Annotated in this window: 15 protein-coding genes; 10 read left to right on the plus strand and 5 right to left on the minus strand. The window is 46.4% G+C overall.

The window, feature by feature from the left end:
* Window positions 1–95: 95 nt before the first annotated feature.
* Together ABMB67_RS12665 and ABMB67_RS12670 are read right to left on the minus strand one after the other, a co-directional pair.
* Window positions 96–734: a cupin domain-containing protein gene (locus tag ABMB67_RS12665; protein ID WP_354572292.1), complete on the minus strand. Its 639-nt coding sequence runs from the start codon at window positions 732–734 to the stop codon at window positions 96–98.
* 122 nt (window positions 735–856) lie between these two features.
* Entirely contained in the window at window positions 857–1,723 is an 867-nt protein-coding gene (locus ABMB67_RS12670) for an AraC family transcriptional regulator (protein WP_251224551.1), read from the minus strand.
* A 137-nt stretch (window positions 1,724–1,860) separates the two neighbouring features.
* Between ABMB67_RS12670 and ABMB67_RS12675 the strand changes: the two genes are divergently transcribed.
* From ABMB67_RS12675 to ABMB67_RS12685, 3 genes are all read left to right on the plus strand, one after another.
* Window positions 1,861–2,874: a zinc-binding alcohol dehydrogenase family protein gene (locus ABMB67_RS12675; protein ID WP_354572293.1), complete on the plus strand. Its 1,014-nt coding sequence runs from the start codon at window positions 1,861–1,863 to the stop codon at window positions 2,872–2,874.
* A gap of 24 nt (window positions 2,875–2,898) precedes the next feature.
* Window positions 2,899–4,404, plus strand: coding sequence for a tagaturonate reductase (locus tag ABMB67_RS12680; RefSeq protein WP_354572294.1), 1,506 nt, complete (start codon window positions 2,899–2,901; stop codon window positions 4,402–4,404).
* Between the two features lie 167 nt (window positions 4,405–4,571).
* Window positions 4,572–4,844 carry a hypothetical protein gene (locus ABMB67_RS12685; protein WP_354572295.1) on the plus strand — a complete coding sequence of 91 codons (273 nt, stop codon included), beginning with the start codon at window positions 4,572–4,574 and terminating at the stop codon, window positions 4,842–4,844.
* 274 nt (window positions 4,845–5,118) lie between these two features.
* Here the strand turns inward: ABMB67_RS12685 and ABMB67_RS12690 are convergent, their stop codons facing one another.
* From ABMB67_RS12690 to ABMB67_RS12700, 3 genes are read right to left on the minus strand one after another with little or no spacing between them, the layout of a single operon-like run.
* Complete coding sequence (locus tag ABMB67_RS12690; protein ID WP_251225147.1) at window positions 5,119–6,591, minus strand: aldehyde dehydrogenase; 1,473 nt, start codon at window positions 6,589–6,591, stop codon at window positions 5,119–5,121.
* A gap of 36 nt (window positions 6,592–6,627) precedes the next feature.
* Window positions 6,628–8,133, minus strand: a complete 1,506-nt coding sequence (gene tcuA, locus ABMB67_RS12695; RefSeq protein WP_354572296.1) for an FAD-dependent tricarballylate dehydrogenase TcuA — start codon at window positions 8,131–8,133, stop codon at window positions 6,628–6,630.
* A 29-nt stretch (window positions 8,134–8,162) separates the two neighbouring features.
* A complete protein-coding gene (locus ABMB67_RS12700; RefSeq protein ID WP_354572297.1) occupies window positions 8,163–9,785 on the minus strand; it encodes a thiamine pyrophosphate-binding protein in 1,623 nt (540 codons plus the stop codon).
* 184 nt (window positions 9,786–9,969) lie between these two features.
* On the opposite strand from ABMB67_RS12700, the gene ABMB67_RS12705 reads away from it, so the two are divergent.
* The 7 genes from ABMB67_RS12705 (at window position 9,970) to ABMB67_RS12735 (ending at window position 16,689) form a co-directional block, all read left to right on the plus strand.
* A complete protein-coding gene (locus ABMB67_RS12705; RefSeq protein WP_251225144.1) occupies window positions 9,970–10,851 on the plus strand; it encodes a LysR family transcriptional regulator in 882 nt (293 codons plus the stop codon).
* Window positions 10,852–11,030: 179 nt separating this feature from the next.
* A complete protein-coding gene (gene rraA, locus ABMB67_RS12710) occupies window positions 11,031–11,525 on the plus strand; it encodes a ribonuclease E activity regulator RraA (RefSeq protein WP_251225143.1) in 495 nt (164 codons plus the stop codon).
* Between the two features lie 40 nt (window positions 11,526–11,565).
* Complete coding sequence (locus ABMB67_RS12715; protein WP_354572298.1) at window positions 11,566–12,633, plus strand: Ldh family oxidoreductase; 1,068 nt, start codon at window positions 11,566–11,568, stop codon at window positions 12,631–12,633.
* Window positions 12,634–12,648: 15 nt separating this feature from the next.
* Window positions 12,649–13,452 (plus strand): HpcH/HpaI aldolase family protein, encoded by an 804-nt coding sequence (locus ABMB67_RS12720; protein ID WP_251224600.1) that lies wholly within the window; start codon window positions 12,649–12,651, stop codon window positions 13,450–13,452.
* A 205-nt stretch (window positions 13,453–13,657) separates the two neighbouring features.
* Window positions 13,658–14,653 carry an NAD(P)/FAD-dependent oxidoreductase gene (locus ABMB67_RS12725; protein ID WP_354572333.1) on the plus strand — a complete coding sequence of 332 codons (996 nt, stop codon included), beginning with the start codon at window positions 13,658–13,660 and terminating at the stop codon, window positions 14,651–14,653.
* Between the two features lie 20 nt (window positions 14,654–14,673).
* Complete coding sequence (locus ABMB67_RS12730) at window positions 14,674–14,922, plus strand: ferredoxin (RefSeq protein ID WP_251224601.1); 249 nt, start codon at window positions 14,674–14,676, stop codon at window positions 14,920–14,922.
* 45 nt (window positions 14,923–14,967) lie between these two features.
* Window positions 14,968–16,689 carry an FAD-binding protein gene (locus ABMB67_RS12735; protein ID WP_354572299.1) on the plus strand — a complete coding sequence of 574 codons (1,722 nt, stop codon included), beginning with the start codon at window positions 14,968–14,970 and terminating at the stop codon, window positions 16,687–16,689.
* The last annotated feature ends 1 nt before the right edge of the window (window position 16,690 follow it).

The following is a 16,690-nucleotide window of genomic DNA, read 5'->3' on the forward strand; positions in this document are numbered from 1 at the left end:
AGAAAGTATAAACATTTTCGGGATGATTCAGGGCGTCGGCTTCGCACGTCGCTTCTAAGAAAGGATGCTACGCGTTTTCTTATCACGTGCTTCTTCTACCACTTCGGATAATATGGATAGGATGTGTATGGATAAGGCTGGTACTGTGCCGGCATATAGCCCTGGGTCTGGTTGTGAGCCGGAGCAGTGCGATCGGCGTCTCTCGTACAGTCTGTTGTAGGTCCGATAAAGGTGGAAGGCTGAACAGGAGCCGTCGTTTGCGTCCATTCATTTTCGTCCATGCAGTAGGTGTGAGCCATGATGTTGGCAGGGGTGAGCTTCAAAAGATCAGAGCCAAGAATGACTTCAGGGATTGGCGCGTCGAAGATCGCTAAAAGGTGGGTGTTATCCGCCGTAGCGACTTCATAATGCCACCAGGCTTGAGGAACATTTGCTACCTGTCTGGGCGTAATCGGATAATGGAGAAACTCCTTTGTAAACGGGTTAAGCAGGGAAACCGTGGCGGCGCCGGAAATGCAATAGACTAATTCAGCCGCATTTTGATGATAATGTGGCTCAATCACATTATTCGTGCTGAGAAAAATATCAAGCAACGAGACATTTTCCAACGTATTTAATTGATTGGTGCTTAAAATGTTAATGTAATTTTGACTGTCCTTATGCATCAGGTTACTTTGGTTGACATCAAACGCGAACTCAGTTGAAGGTGATGTGTAATCCATATAGGAAGCCATTGATTATCCTCCTGCCTTTTCTATCAAGTACGATGAAGCTTATCTTCGGCATACTATGCGTCAAGCGTCTCGCCTGTGCATGTACCCAATTGGCGGAGGAAAGGAGACGATACATTGCCCTTTTACCAGTGCTGTTTGCGAAAACGGGAAGGTGTCAGTCCACTGTACTTTTTAAAGGTTCGATGGAAATAAGGCAGGCTTTCAAAGCCGCATTCTCGGGCGATGGCTTCAACCGTCAAATTGGAGCCTAACAGCATTTTCTTTGCCTTGAGAATTTTTTTCGTCATGATGTATTCTGACATTTTCAGCCCGGTTGTCTTTTTAAAAACTCTGCTTAAATGAGCGGTGCTGACATTGCCGTACTTGGCAAGCGTCGAAAGAGAAAGGTTACTGAGGTCCTGGGTTTCAATAAATGAAAGAATGTCATTCATCCAGCCGGGCGCCGTGTGAGGTAGGGGTGCTGTGCTGGAAGGATTGGACCGGGGCCATTCTCTGTTGATGAACAGTAGTAGCTTTTGCAGGTGAATGAGGGTGGCGTGCTTGTAGCCGGCTTTTTTTTCCGTTATTTCTGTCTGAATGGAGTCCAGCTCATTGATAACGGCTTGCTGCTGTGTTTCATCCAATTGATATGTATAGCTTTTTTGCTGTAAACATGTTTCAAACAGTTGGAGAAAGTGAAACGAGTCTCCGAGAAAACGATCCTGGACAAAAACAGGATGAAAAAAGACAGCCGTTGAGGTCACCGGATTGTCCTTACTTGGGAGAGCCCGGTGAATAATGTTACTTGGAATGACGAACAGATCGCCGGCTTGCATCAACTGAATCGATTGATCGACTAAAAAGGTTCCTTCCCCATCATAGACATAAATTAGCTCATACCATTCGTGATAATGAAAAGGCAGTTCCCGCTGCAGACTCTTGGAATCTTTGTAAACGATTTCGAAAGGAAAGAGACTGCTTGCTGCAAAGCTTTTTTGAATCGGTTTCATTCCCTGGTCCTCCCTGTTTTCTCTTCTTACTAACCATATCAAAATAAGGTATGAATACGCAATAATAGGCAATTTTTTTATCATCTGTTGCTGATAAGATGAAGGAAATAGCTAATAGATGAAGAGGGGATGAGAAGATGAAAGTGGTTTACTGCCAGCAGCCGAATATATTTCATGAACGCGAGGAAGAAAAGCCTGTACCGAAGGAAGGGGAGGCCCTGCTTCATATTAAGAGGATTGGCATATGCGGAACGGATATTCATGCCTTCTATGGCAATCAGCCTTATTTTACGTATCCAAGAGTGCTCGGCCATGAATTAAGCGGCGAGATTGTAGAGATGAACGGGGAAAGTGAGTTTCAACTCGGAGACCGTGTGACGATTGTGCCGTATATGGAATGCGGAAACTGTGTGGCATGCCGGAACGGGAAGCCTAATTGCTGCGTCAGCCTGCGGGTGCTTGGCGTCCATACTGACGGGGGAATGAAGGAATTTCTTTCTGTCCCGTTCTCTCATTTGGTCAAAGTGAACGATATCTCCCTTGATGCGGCGGCGTTAATTGAGCCATTAAGTATCGGCGCTCATGCGGTCAGAAGAGCAGAGGTGAAGGAGCACGAGCAAGTGCTGGTGATCGGCGCCGGGCCTATCGGATTAGCGGTGATGAAATTTGCCGTGCTGGCCGGGGCGAAGGTGATCGCCATGGACATTAACCGGGAAAGACTGCGTTTTTGTCAGCAGTGGACCGGGGTTGATCATGTGATTCAGGGGGGGGAGGATGCGCTTTCAGAGCTTCAGCGGCTGACGAATGGGGACGGAGCGTGGACGGTGATTGATGCGACTGGAAATCAGCATTCGATGAACGAAGCGATCCGCTATGTTAGTCATGGCGGAAAGCTCGTCTTCGTCGGGCTGACCAAAGAGAATGTCAGCTTTCAGCACCCGGAAATGCACAAACGGGAAATGACGGTGAGCGGCAGCCGCAATGCGACGAGAGCTGATTTTGAGTATGTCATTTCCTGTATTGAAAAAGGTCTGGTTGACTGTGAGGCTTTGCTGACAAAAAGAATAAAGCTTGATGAAGTGGCACGGCAGTTTGCAGCGGTCACTGATCCAAAGACGAATGTAATTAAAGTGATGGTGGAAGTGGAGTAGTAGCAGAGGGGAAGGAGGAAGACGATGAAGCAACTATCCAAAGGTTTGATTGATGAGAGCAAAGTGGAATGCTTTCGAGCGGAGCATCTGCCGGAAAAGGTCGTTCAGTTTGGAGAGGGGAACTTTTTGAGAGGCTTTGTCGACTGGATGATTCATCAGATGAATAAGCAGCAGCTGTTCAATGGCAGAGTCGTAGCGATTCAGCCGACTCCTCATGGGAAAGTCGTACCGAAATTGAAGGAGCAGGATGGCCTCTATACGTTTGTCATGCGGGGAGTCGAAGGCGGGCAGCCCGTGGACAAAAGTGAAATTATCTCTTCGATTGCACGTGGAATTAATCCCTATACAGACTGGCAGGAAGTGCTGGAGGTCGCTGAAAATCCGGCGATCGAAGTTATGTTTTCCAACACGACGGAGGCCGGGCTGATCTATATGCAGGAGGAGTATCACCAAGAGGGGTCCCCGCTTTCTTTCCCGGGCAAAGTAACGGCTTTTTTGTATCATCGGTACAACGTCTTCAAAGGTAAAGATGACGCCGGTTTGCTAATCATTCCGTGTGAGCTTGTGGAAGACAACGGAACCGTGTTAAAAGAGCTCGTGATCCGCATCGCCAGGGAATGGGGGTTTCCGGAGGATTTTGTGCAGTGGGTCGCTCGCGCCAATCAGTTCTGCAACTCCTTAGTTGACCGTATTGTGACCGGGTTTCCGAAAGAAAACAGTGACGCTTTTTTTGAGCGGCTAGGCTATCAGGATGTCCTCTTAACCGTGGGGGAGCCCTATCATTTGTTTGCGGTCGAAGCCGATAGCGCTGCCGCCGGACTGCTTCCGTTTACAAAGGCCGGATTGAATGTGAAATGGGGAGATAGTACGATTTACCGTGATTTAAAGGTCCGCTTATTAAATGGCGCCCATACGATGATGTTTGCTGCAAGCTATTTAGCCGGGAGAGATACTGTGTTTGAAGCGATGCGGGATCAAACGCTGCTCAAGTATGTCGAGAAAGGAATGAAAGAAGAAATTCTGCCGTACGTCGAAGTGGAGGAGCAGGAAAAGCAAAGCTTCGCCGCCTCCGTGCTTGAGAGGTTTCATAACCCGTACACGAGGCATATGCTGACTGATATCGGCATGAATGCGGTCTATAAATTCCAGGTGCGGGTGATTCCGTCCCTGATTGCATACGTCAAGCACGAGGGCGCATTACCGCGGGTTCTCGTGTTTTCCCTCGCTGCTTTGATTATTTATTACCGCCCCGTACGGCGCGAGGGGGACTTTTTAATCGGAAGCCGACAGCAGGGGGAGGAGCACGTGATTCGTGATCATGATCACGTCATTGATTGCTTTCATGAGACCTGGGCCCGCTATGGAGAGGACCCGGCCGAACTAGCGGAAGTGCTGCTTTCGCGGAGGGAGCTTTGGGGCATGAATTTGCTGACAATCGACGGCCTGAAGGAAGCGCTGCAGCAAGAGCTTGCCGATATTTTGCAATATGGGGCAAGGAGAAGCGTGAAGCAGCTGCTAATGGACGTATAAGTGGGAACTTGCTCCCTCTAGTTGCGGAGATTAATGTCAAAATTTGACGAACAAAAAAGGTAGGATCTTCCCTATTGATAGCGAACGATAGTAGGGAGAAAGACTCTCTATCACATCCAGAACATGCTTCTCATGTAAATCTATTTTTACGAAAGGACGTGTGTGCATTGGTCGACAAGAAAATCCTTTATTCTTTTTGTGTTCGCAAATGGGAAGAGTTGGAACAAAAAGATGGCGAGTACAATCCCGAAAGGCATGACCCTATCGTTTTAAAGGCAGCTGGAAGGAAGTTCGGGATTACGCCGGAAGAGGCCGGGATTATTTATGATCAAGAGCTTGCCGTGCTGACTGAAAATGCGATTACAGGGAAAAGCAATTATGTCCTGACACCGAAGTTAAAGGCTATTTTGGATCGAGAGAGAAAAGAAAGATTTAGTTGAAACGACAAAGCAAAACATGCTCCCAATATGGTAGACAGTGACAGGGCCACTGAAAAACTTCTTTTTTCGTAACTCGAAGAAGAGTAATGGCTTCGCACGTTGCGCGCCTTGCTGCGAGACACCCACTCGTAGCAAGGCTTTCAAAATCAGGCAACGGCTACGCTCATTACAAAAAAGCTGCTGAAAAAGTGAAAATCGTACTTTTTCAGCAGCTTCGAGAGGAAGGGGTTCACCTCTCAAGGCGGTAGCGATCGAACTATGGTCGGACGTCCTTTTATTTTGTTTGCATAGAGAAAGGGTCGCGCTTTTTCGTCGATAAATTCACCATTACATTTTTTATATGAGTATACTCATATAAGGCATGCCAGCTTCTTTCCCTTCCATAGCCGCTCTGTTTGGTTCCTCCAAAGGGAGCCCCGGCCGCTGATGCGCGATACGTATTGATCCAAACATTGCCCGCTTCGATTTCTGCTGCAACGCGGTGGGCTTTTTTTATGTCACGAGTCCAAATTCCGGCAGCGAGGCCATAAGGCGAGTGATTCGCGATAGAAAGGGCCTCTTCTGGATTATCGAATGGGATGATCGTCAGGACGGGCCCGAAAACTTCTTCACAGGCAATATTCAATTCAGCCCTTTCAGTAAAGAAGATCGTTGGTTTAATGAAGTAGCCATGTAAACCGACGTCTTTTGCTATTTCTCCGCCATAGAGCAGTTCTGCCCCTTCCTCTTTTGCTTCTGCGATCATCGATACGATTTTTTCCAGCTGGAGCTTGTTGGCGACTGGGCCCATATCAGTAGCAGGGTCAAAAGGGTCGCCAAGCTTGATTGTCGCTGCTTTCTGGATCAGTCTTTCTTTGACAACCTCTACAATAGAACGTTCGACCAGTAAGCGCGATCCGGCTATACAAGTTTGGCCGGCAGCTCCGAAGATACCAGCAATTGCGCCTGTCAGGGCTTCTTCCAAATCGGCATCAGCAAAAATAATATTTGGTGATTTCCCCCCCAGCTCAAGCGTAACCGGAATTAACTTGTCACTCACCGCTTTTGTAATCAACCGGGCAGTCTGGGAGCCGCCTGTAAAACTGACTTTCGCTATAAGTGGATGACGGATCAGAGCGTCGCCGGCAGCCCCGTCCCCGGTTACGACATTGATCACACCAGGGGGGAAACCGGCCTGGATGGCGAGCTTCGCAAATTCGAGCGTCGAAATGCTCGCTTGCTCAGACGGTTTGATGACGACCGTATTTCCAGTCGCGAGAGCAGGTGCGAGTTTATTGGCAAGCAGCGATAAAGGAGAGTTCCAAGCCGTAATAAGAGCAATTGGCCCAATCGGCTCCATTACGGTATAATCAATCATCTCTCGATTATCCAATGGGACAAAGTCACCGAGTAATTTATCGGCGTAACCGGCAAAATAGCGATAATTTCTGGCGGAAAATAATACTTGATTTTTTGTTTCTTTAAATAGCTTTCCATTATCCGTTGTTTCAGTCCGAGCTAGGTGATCAGCCTCTGCTTCGATCAGATCAGCGAGGCGGTGCATCAAAGTAGCACGCTCGAGACCATTCGTTTTCTTCCAATCACGAAAGGCGAGATGTGCTGCCTCGACAGCTTCGGCTACGTCTTCTTTCGTCAAAGAGGGGATGGACGCCCAGACTTCTTGATTAAACGGATTGGAAGAAGGAAATGTCTGACCGGATGAACTTTCTTTCCAATGCTCTCCTATTAAGGCTTTAAATATGTTCATATCCTTCCGCCTTTCTATATTCTTATTGATAAGGGGTTAGAGGGTTGTTTCTTCTGTTTTGATCGTTTTTACATAACGACTGGCACTTTTGCCTGCCAATTTGCCGAAAACGGCACCGGACATTAAGCCTGATCCACCGGGGTAATTATCATAGAACAGTCCACCGATCATCTCTCCAGCCGCAAAGAGCCCATTGATTGGAGTCGCGTCTGCTGTCAGAACTTCTGCGTCAATGCTTGCCAACAGGCCGCCAAAGGAGAAGGTAATTCCGCATGTGACAGGAAAGGCATAGTACGGGGCCTGGTCAAGCTTCAATGCCCAGTTGCTTTTAGGCGGGTGAATTCCCCGCGTGCCTTTTCCATCCTTTTCATTCGGATGGAAGCTGCCATCCTGGACTGCATTGTTGTATTCGGCGATCGTTTTCAGAAAGGCTTCTTTATTGACGTCGATCATGTCGGCTAATTCTTCGACGCTGTCAGCCTGAAAGGCGGTCGCTTCTTCAAGGTCGTATTCTTCACGCAGGAGCGGGCGAACTTGCTGATCATATACTTGGAAAGCCATCGCTCCGGGTTGTTTTAAAATCTCTCTTCCATATTTGGCATACGTGTAGTTTCTGAAATCTGCCCCCTCGTCGACAAACCGCTCTCCGTCTCGATTAATGAGTAGTCCTAAAGGGTAGGAATGTTTCTTGAAAATATCACCAGGCTTGCTGAAATCACCAACTTTCGGTGCATTGTAATCCGTTCCGATTGAATGGCAGCCTGACCAGTCACCATGACGAGCCGCGCCCGCTTTTAGAGCGATCTGCAAGCCGTCCCCTGTGTTATATTCAGTTCCACGAACGATCGCCGCTTCCCACTCAGGCCCAATATGTTTTGCCCGCATTTCTTTATTCGCTTCAAAGCCGCCACAAGCTAAAATGACACTGTGGACGGGAATCGAGACGATCTGCCCCCCTTTCTCAACTTCTATCGCAGTAATTCTGTCATTCTCTTTTTTTATATCGAGCGCTCTTGCTTCATACCAAATATCAATTCCTAATTCCTCGGCCCGTTTATTTAAGCTTTTGATAAGTCCCATCCCGATGTTATGAGTTTTTACCGGAAGCCCACCCCAAAAATGAAATTTTCCATCTCTTTCAAACGATTGGTTTTTGTAATTTAATTCAAAAGAAATGCCATGGCTGTGCATCCATGTAATCGTTTCAAATGACCTCGAAACGAGTTGTCTCGCTAAGGAAGGATCACTTTTGTTGTTATTTACTCTCATCAGATCGTTGTAATAGTCGTCTACGTGATAAGAAGGCATGTTGATTTTGGCTGCCTCTTCGTCAGTCATCTCAGGAATGATTTTTCTAATATCATCAATTCCGTTATAAGCGAAGCGGATTGCTCCGTCGGTAAAGTAGGAGTTTCCTCCTCGCTTGTGCTTTGGCGCTTTTTCCAGCACGAGAACAGACAATCCAGTTTCTCTCGCGGAAATGGCCGCACATAATGCGGCGTTTCCTGCACCGGCTACGACTACATCATATTTAACAGACATCATGTTTTCCTCCTGTTCTATTTAAAAAATTATAAATCGCGAATGGCTTGAAATTGCTTATGGTAAGTGGAAGGGTCGATTTTCGCTTCGATAATGGAAGGCATTCTGTTATCGGACTTTACCGCTGCCTGAATTGCTTTTTTCAAATCGTCTTCATTATCAGCTGACCAGCCGTTCGCTCCGAAGCTTTCAGCGAGAGCGACATAGTTAGGGGCAGTAAATCGATTTCCGACGCTTTTTTTGTATCCTTTGCTCTTTTGTTTCACATCCATCAGACTTAGACGCTGATCAGAAAAAACAATCATGATGACTGGCCATTTGTTTTGAACGGCAGTGGCGATTTCCGGCAGCTTCATCATAAAGCCGCCATCTCCGGTTAGCGAAGCGACGGTTTTTTCAGGATACAGGTGCTGTAACGCCATCGCCGCAGGGAAAGAAAAGCCCATCGTTGCCAGTCCGTTCGAAATAAAAAAGCTTCGTGGATGAACGGATTTCCAAAGCTGGGTAACAATTAATTTACTTGCCCCGACATCGGTAGTCATAAGGGTGTCTGAAGGCAATACTTGCTGAGCCACTTCAACTACTTGATTAGCCGTAAGCCCCTCAGTAGGAACTGTCAACGTATCAATGACGCGTTGTCTGTATGAGTCGATGCTTTCCTGTTGCCATTGACTGTTGCTATCGGCCAGCTTTTCGTGAATGCTCCTTAGTCCATTTTCGAGATTTCCCGACACTTCAATATCGGCATGATACACTTCCTCGAGATTAGCTGTGGTGCTGATCGAGACAATCCGTTGCGGATACGTCCATTTCTTCGGAAGCAATTCAACCGGATCAAGTCCGACGGCGATAATTAAATCACAGTTCTCCATAATGGGGGCTTCCAGCTTTCCTCCCATAAACAGTCCAAGTGACAGAGGGTGATCGTCAGAGACAGCGCCTTTTGCTTTTGCTGTTTTAAAGATTGGAATATGATGTTGAGATACAAAAGCTTCTAATAAGGAAAACTGCCTTCCTGTTCCGAAGTTAATTCCGAGGCCGGCGATGATGATGGGTTTTTTTGCTTGCTGGATGGCCTCAACGGCTTGCTGCACACTTTTTTCATCCGGGAAAGCCTGCGGTATTTGAGCATCAAACGGTTGAATTTGACTATCAACTTCCTGCTTCACAATGTCATTTGGAATATCAAAGTGAACTGGACCGTAATGTGGTGATAAGGCCACTTTTAATCCCCGGTTTAGCATCGAATTCCAGTTTGTTGTGGAAAGTGTGGAAGAAAGTTTTGTAATTGGAGAAAAGCTGTCATGATGCGATACATTTTGCCGCAGGGCGTAGCTCACATTTTCGTTTCCATAGCGGTCTGTTAGCAGGAGTAAGGGAGCGCGGTCAAGTTGGGCGTATGCCAATCCGGGGCTGAATGACAGAGCACCAGGACCAAGATCGCCAATACATACTCCAGGAATTTGAGTCATTTCTCCGACTACGCTGGCCATAATAGCGGCTGTTGTTTCGTGTTGAGTTAAGATAAACTCAACTCCATGCTCATCCATCGTACATAATAAATCGCTGGATGTACCGCCGCCGGGTACTCCAAAAATGGTCTGAATGCCTGAGGCTTTCAGCTTTTGAATGATTGCCTCTCCAAGTATCATTTAACAGCCTCCTTTGTTGTATTTACCTGATAATTTCGAAGTATCAATAAATAAGACTCTTTATTCTATCCCTACTTTAAAACAAAACGTTATAATAGAGTTAATATCTATTCGTAATAGGCTGTCATAAAAAAAAATTATGACCAAACATCATATCGTGATCCGCAAAAGGAGGCATGAATGAATGGATGAAAAAGATTGGCAAGTGTTAAAAGCGCTTTATGAGGAGCGGAGCATAACGAAAGCGTCGGAGCAGCTGTTTGTGTCGCAACCGGCGATAACGAAAAGAATTCAACAAATGGAGAACGAGTTTCAAGTCAATATTGTGTATAGAAGTAAAAAGGGAGTGACTTTTACATCAGAAGGGGAATACCTCGTTGAGTATGCGAAGCAAATGCTGAATAGTCTTCAGGAAACGAAGGATCATTTGCAAAACTTCAAAAACAATAAAGTACAGGGAAATCTGAGAATTGGTGTTTCGATTAATTATGCTTATAAAGATCTTCCCGGTATTTTACGTGAATTTAACGAATTATTTCCCAGAGTTCAGACTGAGGTGATACCAGGTTACAGTTCAGAAGTGTTAAAGCTGCTGCAGTCAGAACAGGTACAGGTTGCGATTGTGCGCGGGGACTTTAATTGGAGTGGGAAGACGATGCAGCTCAAAGAAGAGAGCATCTGCATCGTTTCGAAAACAAAAGTTAACATACGTGAGCTGCCGTCAATACCGCGAGTAAGTTTCACGACGGACCCGCTTTTGCAGCATTCTCTTGACAGCTGGTGGCAGGAAAACTTTTCGTCTCCTCCGCTGATCAGCATGGAGGTCGGCAATAGCCAAATTGCGATTGAGATGGTGTCTCAGGGACTGGGCTATGCGATTGTTCCAAGTTACTGCCTTAGTCAGGATATGGATCTTCACATTGAAAACCTCTTCTACAATAATGGCAGACCGCTTATGCGCAACACATGGTTAATTTATAATGAAAAGGAGCTAGTCCTCGCTACCGTTAGAGAGTTTTCTCGCTTAATGGAGAAATATAGTTTGCCGAAACAGGAAATGAGCTAAAGAGTAGATCCCACTCTTTAGCTCATTTCTTTACTTTCAATCGGAAGAAATGTAGCGGTTCTATAAGAAAAAGTTATACCAGTAGATAATGAATCGGTATTACCACTATTATTTTTACTCCTTATATAATTCAAAATAAAGAGTTGGAAAATTAAGAATAATAAAGGGGGATGAACTTCATGCAAGTTAGTACACCTGATTTATGTGATCAATATCTTGATGAGGTAAGTATTTCGGAAACAAGATGGCAGTCTTATGGCGGGAGGAAGGCATTTTCAGGCCCGATAACAACGGTAAAGATCTTTGACAACAACAATAGAAAGTTTATGGAGGCGATCGAAACAGCTGAACCAGGCTCGGTTATTGTTATGGATGGGATTTTTTCAAAGCCTTGTGCCTGGATGGGAGACCGGAAAGCAGGTATCGCCGCCGGTCGGGGAATCGCCGGCATTATTATAAATGGGTATGTGAGGGATATTGAAGGATTGGAAAAGCTGGACATGGGGATCCTGGCACTCGGTACCCATCCGAAGGCAAGTCGCTTTGCGACAGAGGGAAAGCGTGAAGGAGAAAGAGATCTGACGTTGACATTTGGCCAGATTGATTGGGTGCCGGGCCATTATGTTTATGCCGATCAAAGCGGCGTTCTCGTATCTGAAAAGAAATACAACTAACAAAGTGATCGGTAAGCTTGGAAAGGGGGAATATCTTTTCATGGGGAAGTCTTATGTAATCAAGACAAATGAGTATATGAGGATGGGACGGGACCTTTTTTTGCAATTCGGTGTCTCTGAACAGCATGCGGAATCATTACTGAACAACTTACTTGATGCCGATCAAAAAGGCATTTATACGCATGGCTTTCATCGAATCGCGCCTGTTTATATCAGGCATATCAAACAAGGAAATATCAATCCGCAGCCTAATTTTATACTGGTAAAGGATGAACCGAATATTAAAATCATCGATGCAGATAACGGTTTGGGAGCTGTGGCGGCGGAAAAAGCAATGCATGAAGCGATAAGAATCAGTCAGGAGCGGGGCGTTGGGGTGGTTGGCGTCCGGAACAGCAATCATTTCGGGACAGCGGCCTATTATTCAGAGATGGCGGCAAAGGAGGATTTAATTGGTCTTTCCTTTACAAATGCTTCCCCGGGAAATGCTCCAACAGGAAGTTCAAAGCCGCTGCTGGGAAATAACCCGTGGGCGATTGCCTGTCCCTCTCACCTTGATTATCCGATCAGTTTGGATATAGCGAACAGCATTGTTGCTAGAGGGAAAATACGTCTGGCAGCTGCAAAAGGAGAACCTATTCCATTAGGGTGGAGTTTAACAAAGGATGGGAAGCCGACAACCGATCCAAATGAAGCATTGGAGAGTGGAATTATTTTGCCGATTGGTGATTATAAAGGGTATGGTATCGCCTTAATGGTCGATATTCTAACTGGAATTTTGACCGGATCGAATTTTGCAGATGAAGTGTTAAGTTTTGAAACGAATGGAAAACGAAAGTGTGGGCATCTGTTTATTGCTCTCAATATTCAATCATTTATGCCGATAGATGAATTCAAAGAAAGAATACAAATATTAGTCGAGAAAATAAAAGCGGCACCGAAGCTCGATGAACGTCGCGAAGTTCTTTTGCCGGGTGAGATTGAGTGGACAAAAAAGCTTAATCAGCAAGAAGGAACCGTTAAAGTGTTGGAGCCTTTTGTGTGTGATATGAAAGAGCTCTGTCAAGAGTACGGGGTCGAACTACCAGACTATCAAGCTGCTGAATGATAAGGGGGGATTTTAATGAAGAACAGGCTGGAAAAAAACCGGGTAAAGGAAACGATCAAGCGCGGAGACGTGTCGTTTGGTTTTTATGTAGCTACACCGTCTCCTACTATTGTTGAGTTGGCCGGGGTAGCAGGGATGGAATGGGTGAGAATCGACTGGGCACACTCTGCTGTTGATCTGCCGATGATTGAGAATATGATCAGAGCAGCTGAAAATTATAACATGGCTCCCTTCGTCCGACTTAATCTCGATGAGCAAAAAATATCGAGTGTGTTGGAGTTAGGCGCATTAGGAATTATTGTACCTGATATTGAAACGGCAGGTGATGCCAGAATGATCGTCAATGCAGCCAAATTTTCGCCCGTTGGGGAAAGAGGAATGTTTTCGGCGCCTAGAAAATCAGGCTATGGAGCGGTCGATGGTGCCAGTTTTAAAAAATGGACAAATGAAGAAGTGATGGTCGGTATTCAAATAGAAAATGTAAAAGCGATTGACCAGCTTGAGGATATTCTCGATGTTGACGGAATTGATATGGTGTTAAGCGGAAGAGGCGACCTTGCCAATGCGTTAGGGGTCCCTGGTCAAAGGAATCATCCAGATGTCCTGAGAGTAGAAGAAGAAATTTTTCAAATCGCAAGAAAAAAAGGTAAGGTGATCTCTCCGCAACTTGACCCGACAGCGACAGACTTTCAGACAAAAATCACAGACTGGAAGGAAAGGGGAGCACAAGTGATTTCTTTTGGGCATGATTTGCCAATTATCAAGCATGCACTGGAGCAAATCGTTCAACTTGCGCAGGCAGCAAAAGCGGTTCATTAACCGGCTCTCGCTTGCTTTTTCAGAGGTGTGCGAAAAGGAGAATAATCCTTTTTGCACACCTCTTTCTGTTGTTCACTTCTCTAACTGATCGCTGAAAAACACTGTGAGATAACTTCACGAAAAGACAGAAAAAACAGACATTAAGAAATATATTAATAATATATCAGTGATATTCCACTTGAATCTAGTGATAGCAGGAGGTTGGATCATGGACAGGCAGCAACCATTCGATATTACGATCATTGGAGGTGGACCGACAGGGTTATTTACCGCGTTTTATGCCGGGATGAGGGGGGCGAGGGTGAAGATTGTTGAAAGTCTGCCGCAGCTTGGCGGCCAGCTGGCTGCTTTATACCCCGAGAAATATATTTACGATGTCGCTGGTTTTCCGAAGGTAAAGGCTCAGGATCTCGTTCATTCTTTAACAGAACAAATGAATCAATTTACGCCAACGGTTTGTCTGGAGGAAACAGCTGAGAAGCTGGAACATCTTGCGGATGATACTTGGAAGCTTGTGACATCTAAAGGGGAGCATTTTACAAAGGCGCTCATTATTACCGCCGGGAATGGAGCTTTTCAGCCTCGGAAGCTTGAGCTTGAAGAGGCTGAGCGATTTGATCAACAGAACCTCCATTATTTTATTAACGATATCGAAGCATTTCGCAGCAAGCGTGTCACTATTTTTGGCGGGGGTGATTCGGCTCTCGATTGGGCGCTGATGCTGGAGCCGATTGCCGAGAAAGTGACATTAATTCATCGCCGCGATAAATTTCGCGCGCATGAGCATAGTGTTGAGCAGCTTAAAGCCTCCAAGGTCGAGGTAAAGACTCCTTTTGTCCCTCTGGAATTGGTCGGAGGTGGAGAGCGAATTGACAAGGTGAAGATCAAGCATGTTAAGGAAGAGCAAATAGAAGAGCTGGAAGTCGATGAAGTGATTGTGAACTTCGGTTTTGTTTCGTCGCTCGGAGCATTAAAAAACTGGGGCCTGGAGATTGAAAAAAATTCAATTGTCGTGAATTCAAAGATGGAAACGAATCTCGCCGGAGTCTATGCCGCAGGTGATATTTGCACATTTCCAGGCAAGGTCAAGTTGATAGCGACAGGCTTTGGAGAAGCGCCGACTGCGGTGAACAACGCAAAGGCATTTCTCGACCCGAAGGCGAAGGTTCAACCGCTGCATAGCACATCTATTTTTAACTAAAGCGTGAAGGAGAAGTGAGAATGGCCTACTATACGATTGTTGATCAAGAGACGTGTATTGCGTGCGGAGCCTGTGGGGCCTCTGCTCCGGATATTTATGATTACGATGATGAAGGGATCGCCTTTGTCATGCTCGATGAAAATCAGGGGACGGCCGTTGTTCCTGAGGAAGTAGAAGAGGACATGCATGATGCATTGGAAGGCTGTCCGACTGAATCAATCAAAATTGACAGCAGTCCATTTAATGGTGACGCATTGAAAAATGAATAAAGCTGAACAGGTAACATAAAAACGACTTTCAATTGAGGTGAGAGGATGTATTCAACAGATGTATTAGTAGTGGGGAGTGAGGCATCAGGGGCGCAGGCGGCGATTGCTGCTGCGGAGGCCGGTGCTTATGTAACCGTTGTGACAAAGGGCAAGGTCAATATGAGCGGGGCGACATTAACGGCCAGTGCTGATATTAATGTCGACAGCAAGACGGCAAAGGAGCTTGGACTTCCGGGAGATAGTGGAGATTCGGAGGAGCAGTTTTTTACAGATACGGTGATCGGCGGAAAGTATTTGAATAACCAAAAGCTTGTCGAGTCGATTGTCAGGAAGATTCCAACCGTGCTTAAAGGGTTGATGGATGATGGGCTGAAAGCGGAGAGCCTGATTCATACGCCGGGCCATGAGTATCCGCGCGGTGTGATCGTTAACGGCTTGAAGCTGACGAGGAAATTGGCACAGAAGATGCGAAAGCATGACAGGGTCACGATCATGGAGCAAATTATGGTGCTTGAGATTTTGAAAAAGGACGGCAAAGCCTGTGGCATCTACGGCTATGATCTTGCGAATGGAATGTTTATCACCATTCGGGCGAAAGCGGTCGTCCTGGCGACAGGCGGGGGAATGGCAGCTTTTCCGATTCGCACCGCTCCGGACGAGCTGACAGGAGATGGCTACATGATGGCCTGGCGGGCTGGCGCTGAACTGATTGATATGGAGATGCCGCAGTTTATGCCGGGTGTCTTGATCAACCCTCCTGCCTGGCGTGGAAATCAGTTTATTTATGAAATCTCGTTCGGCAGCAAGCACGGCCTCGAAGGATGGCTGTTAAACAAATCGGGCATCCGCTTTATGAAGGATTGGGACCCTGAAAGGATGGAGAAAAGCACGCGCGACAAATTATCAATTGCGATTATGAATGAGGTCGTCGAAGGGCGGGGAACGCCGGACGGAGGCGTCTATTATTCAACCGCTCACCTGCCGAAAAATCTGATACGCAGATTTGCGGACTGGTACCCGTTCGTAACGAGCGACTGGACGTATGAAAAGCTGAACTTTAACGATTTGATGGAGGAGCTGCTCCGCGACAATGCGGTTGAGATCGGTGTCGGCTGTCATTTCTTCATGGGAGGTATCCGCATTAATGTCGACGGTGAAACCTCAGTGCCCGGCTTGTATGGAGCAGGCGAAGCGACGGGCGGATTTAACGGAGCGAACCGGATTTCGGGGAATGCCTTAACTGAAACGTTGGTGCAGGGCGGCGTTTCCGGGGCGGCAGCGGCTGCTTATGCGAAAGAGCACGAATTACTGGAAATCGAGACGGCCCAATTGGACGCCCTTCATGAAAAGCAGCAAGCTTATTTGAAACGCCAGGACGGGATGAGTCCTTATGAACTCCGGCAGGAATTGGCCAAGCTCTCATGGAACAACATCGGCGTTGTACGTACGACAGAAAACTTACAAAGCGTCATTAAAGAACTGCGGACGATCCGAGAGGAAAAGCTGCCTCAATTAGTGACGAAGGATAAAACGCTTCATTATAATCGCGAGCTGCTTGAATGCATGCAGCTGGAAAATGTCGTATCCCTGCTTGAAGCGATTGCGCTAAGCGCGCTTGAACGTAAGGAAAGCCGTGGAGCCCATTATTTGAAGGATATTCCGGAAAGCAGAGAGGATCAGCTAAAAAACATTATCGTGCAAAACATCAATGGTGAAATGAAGATTAAGGACGTACCTCTTGTTGTGACAAGCATTCAACCTAACTAAG

Origin of the sequence: Halalkalibacter oceani (genome assembly GCF_040544555.1) — a bacterium.
Taxonomy (GTDB): Bacteria; Bacillota; Bacilli; order Bacillales; family Bacillaceae_D; genus Halalkalibacter; species Halalkalibacter oceani.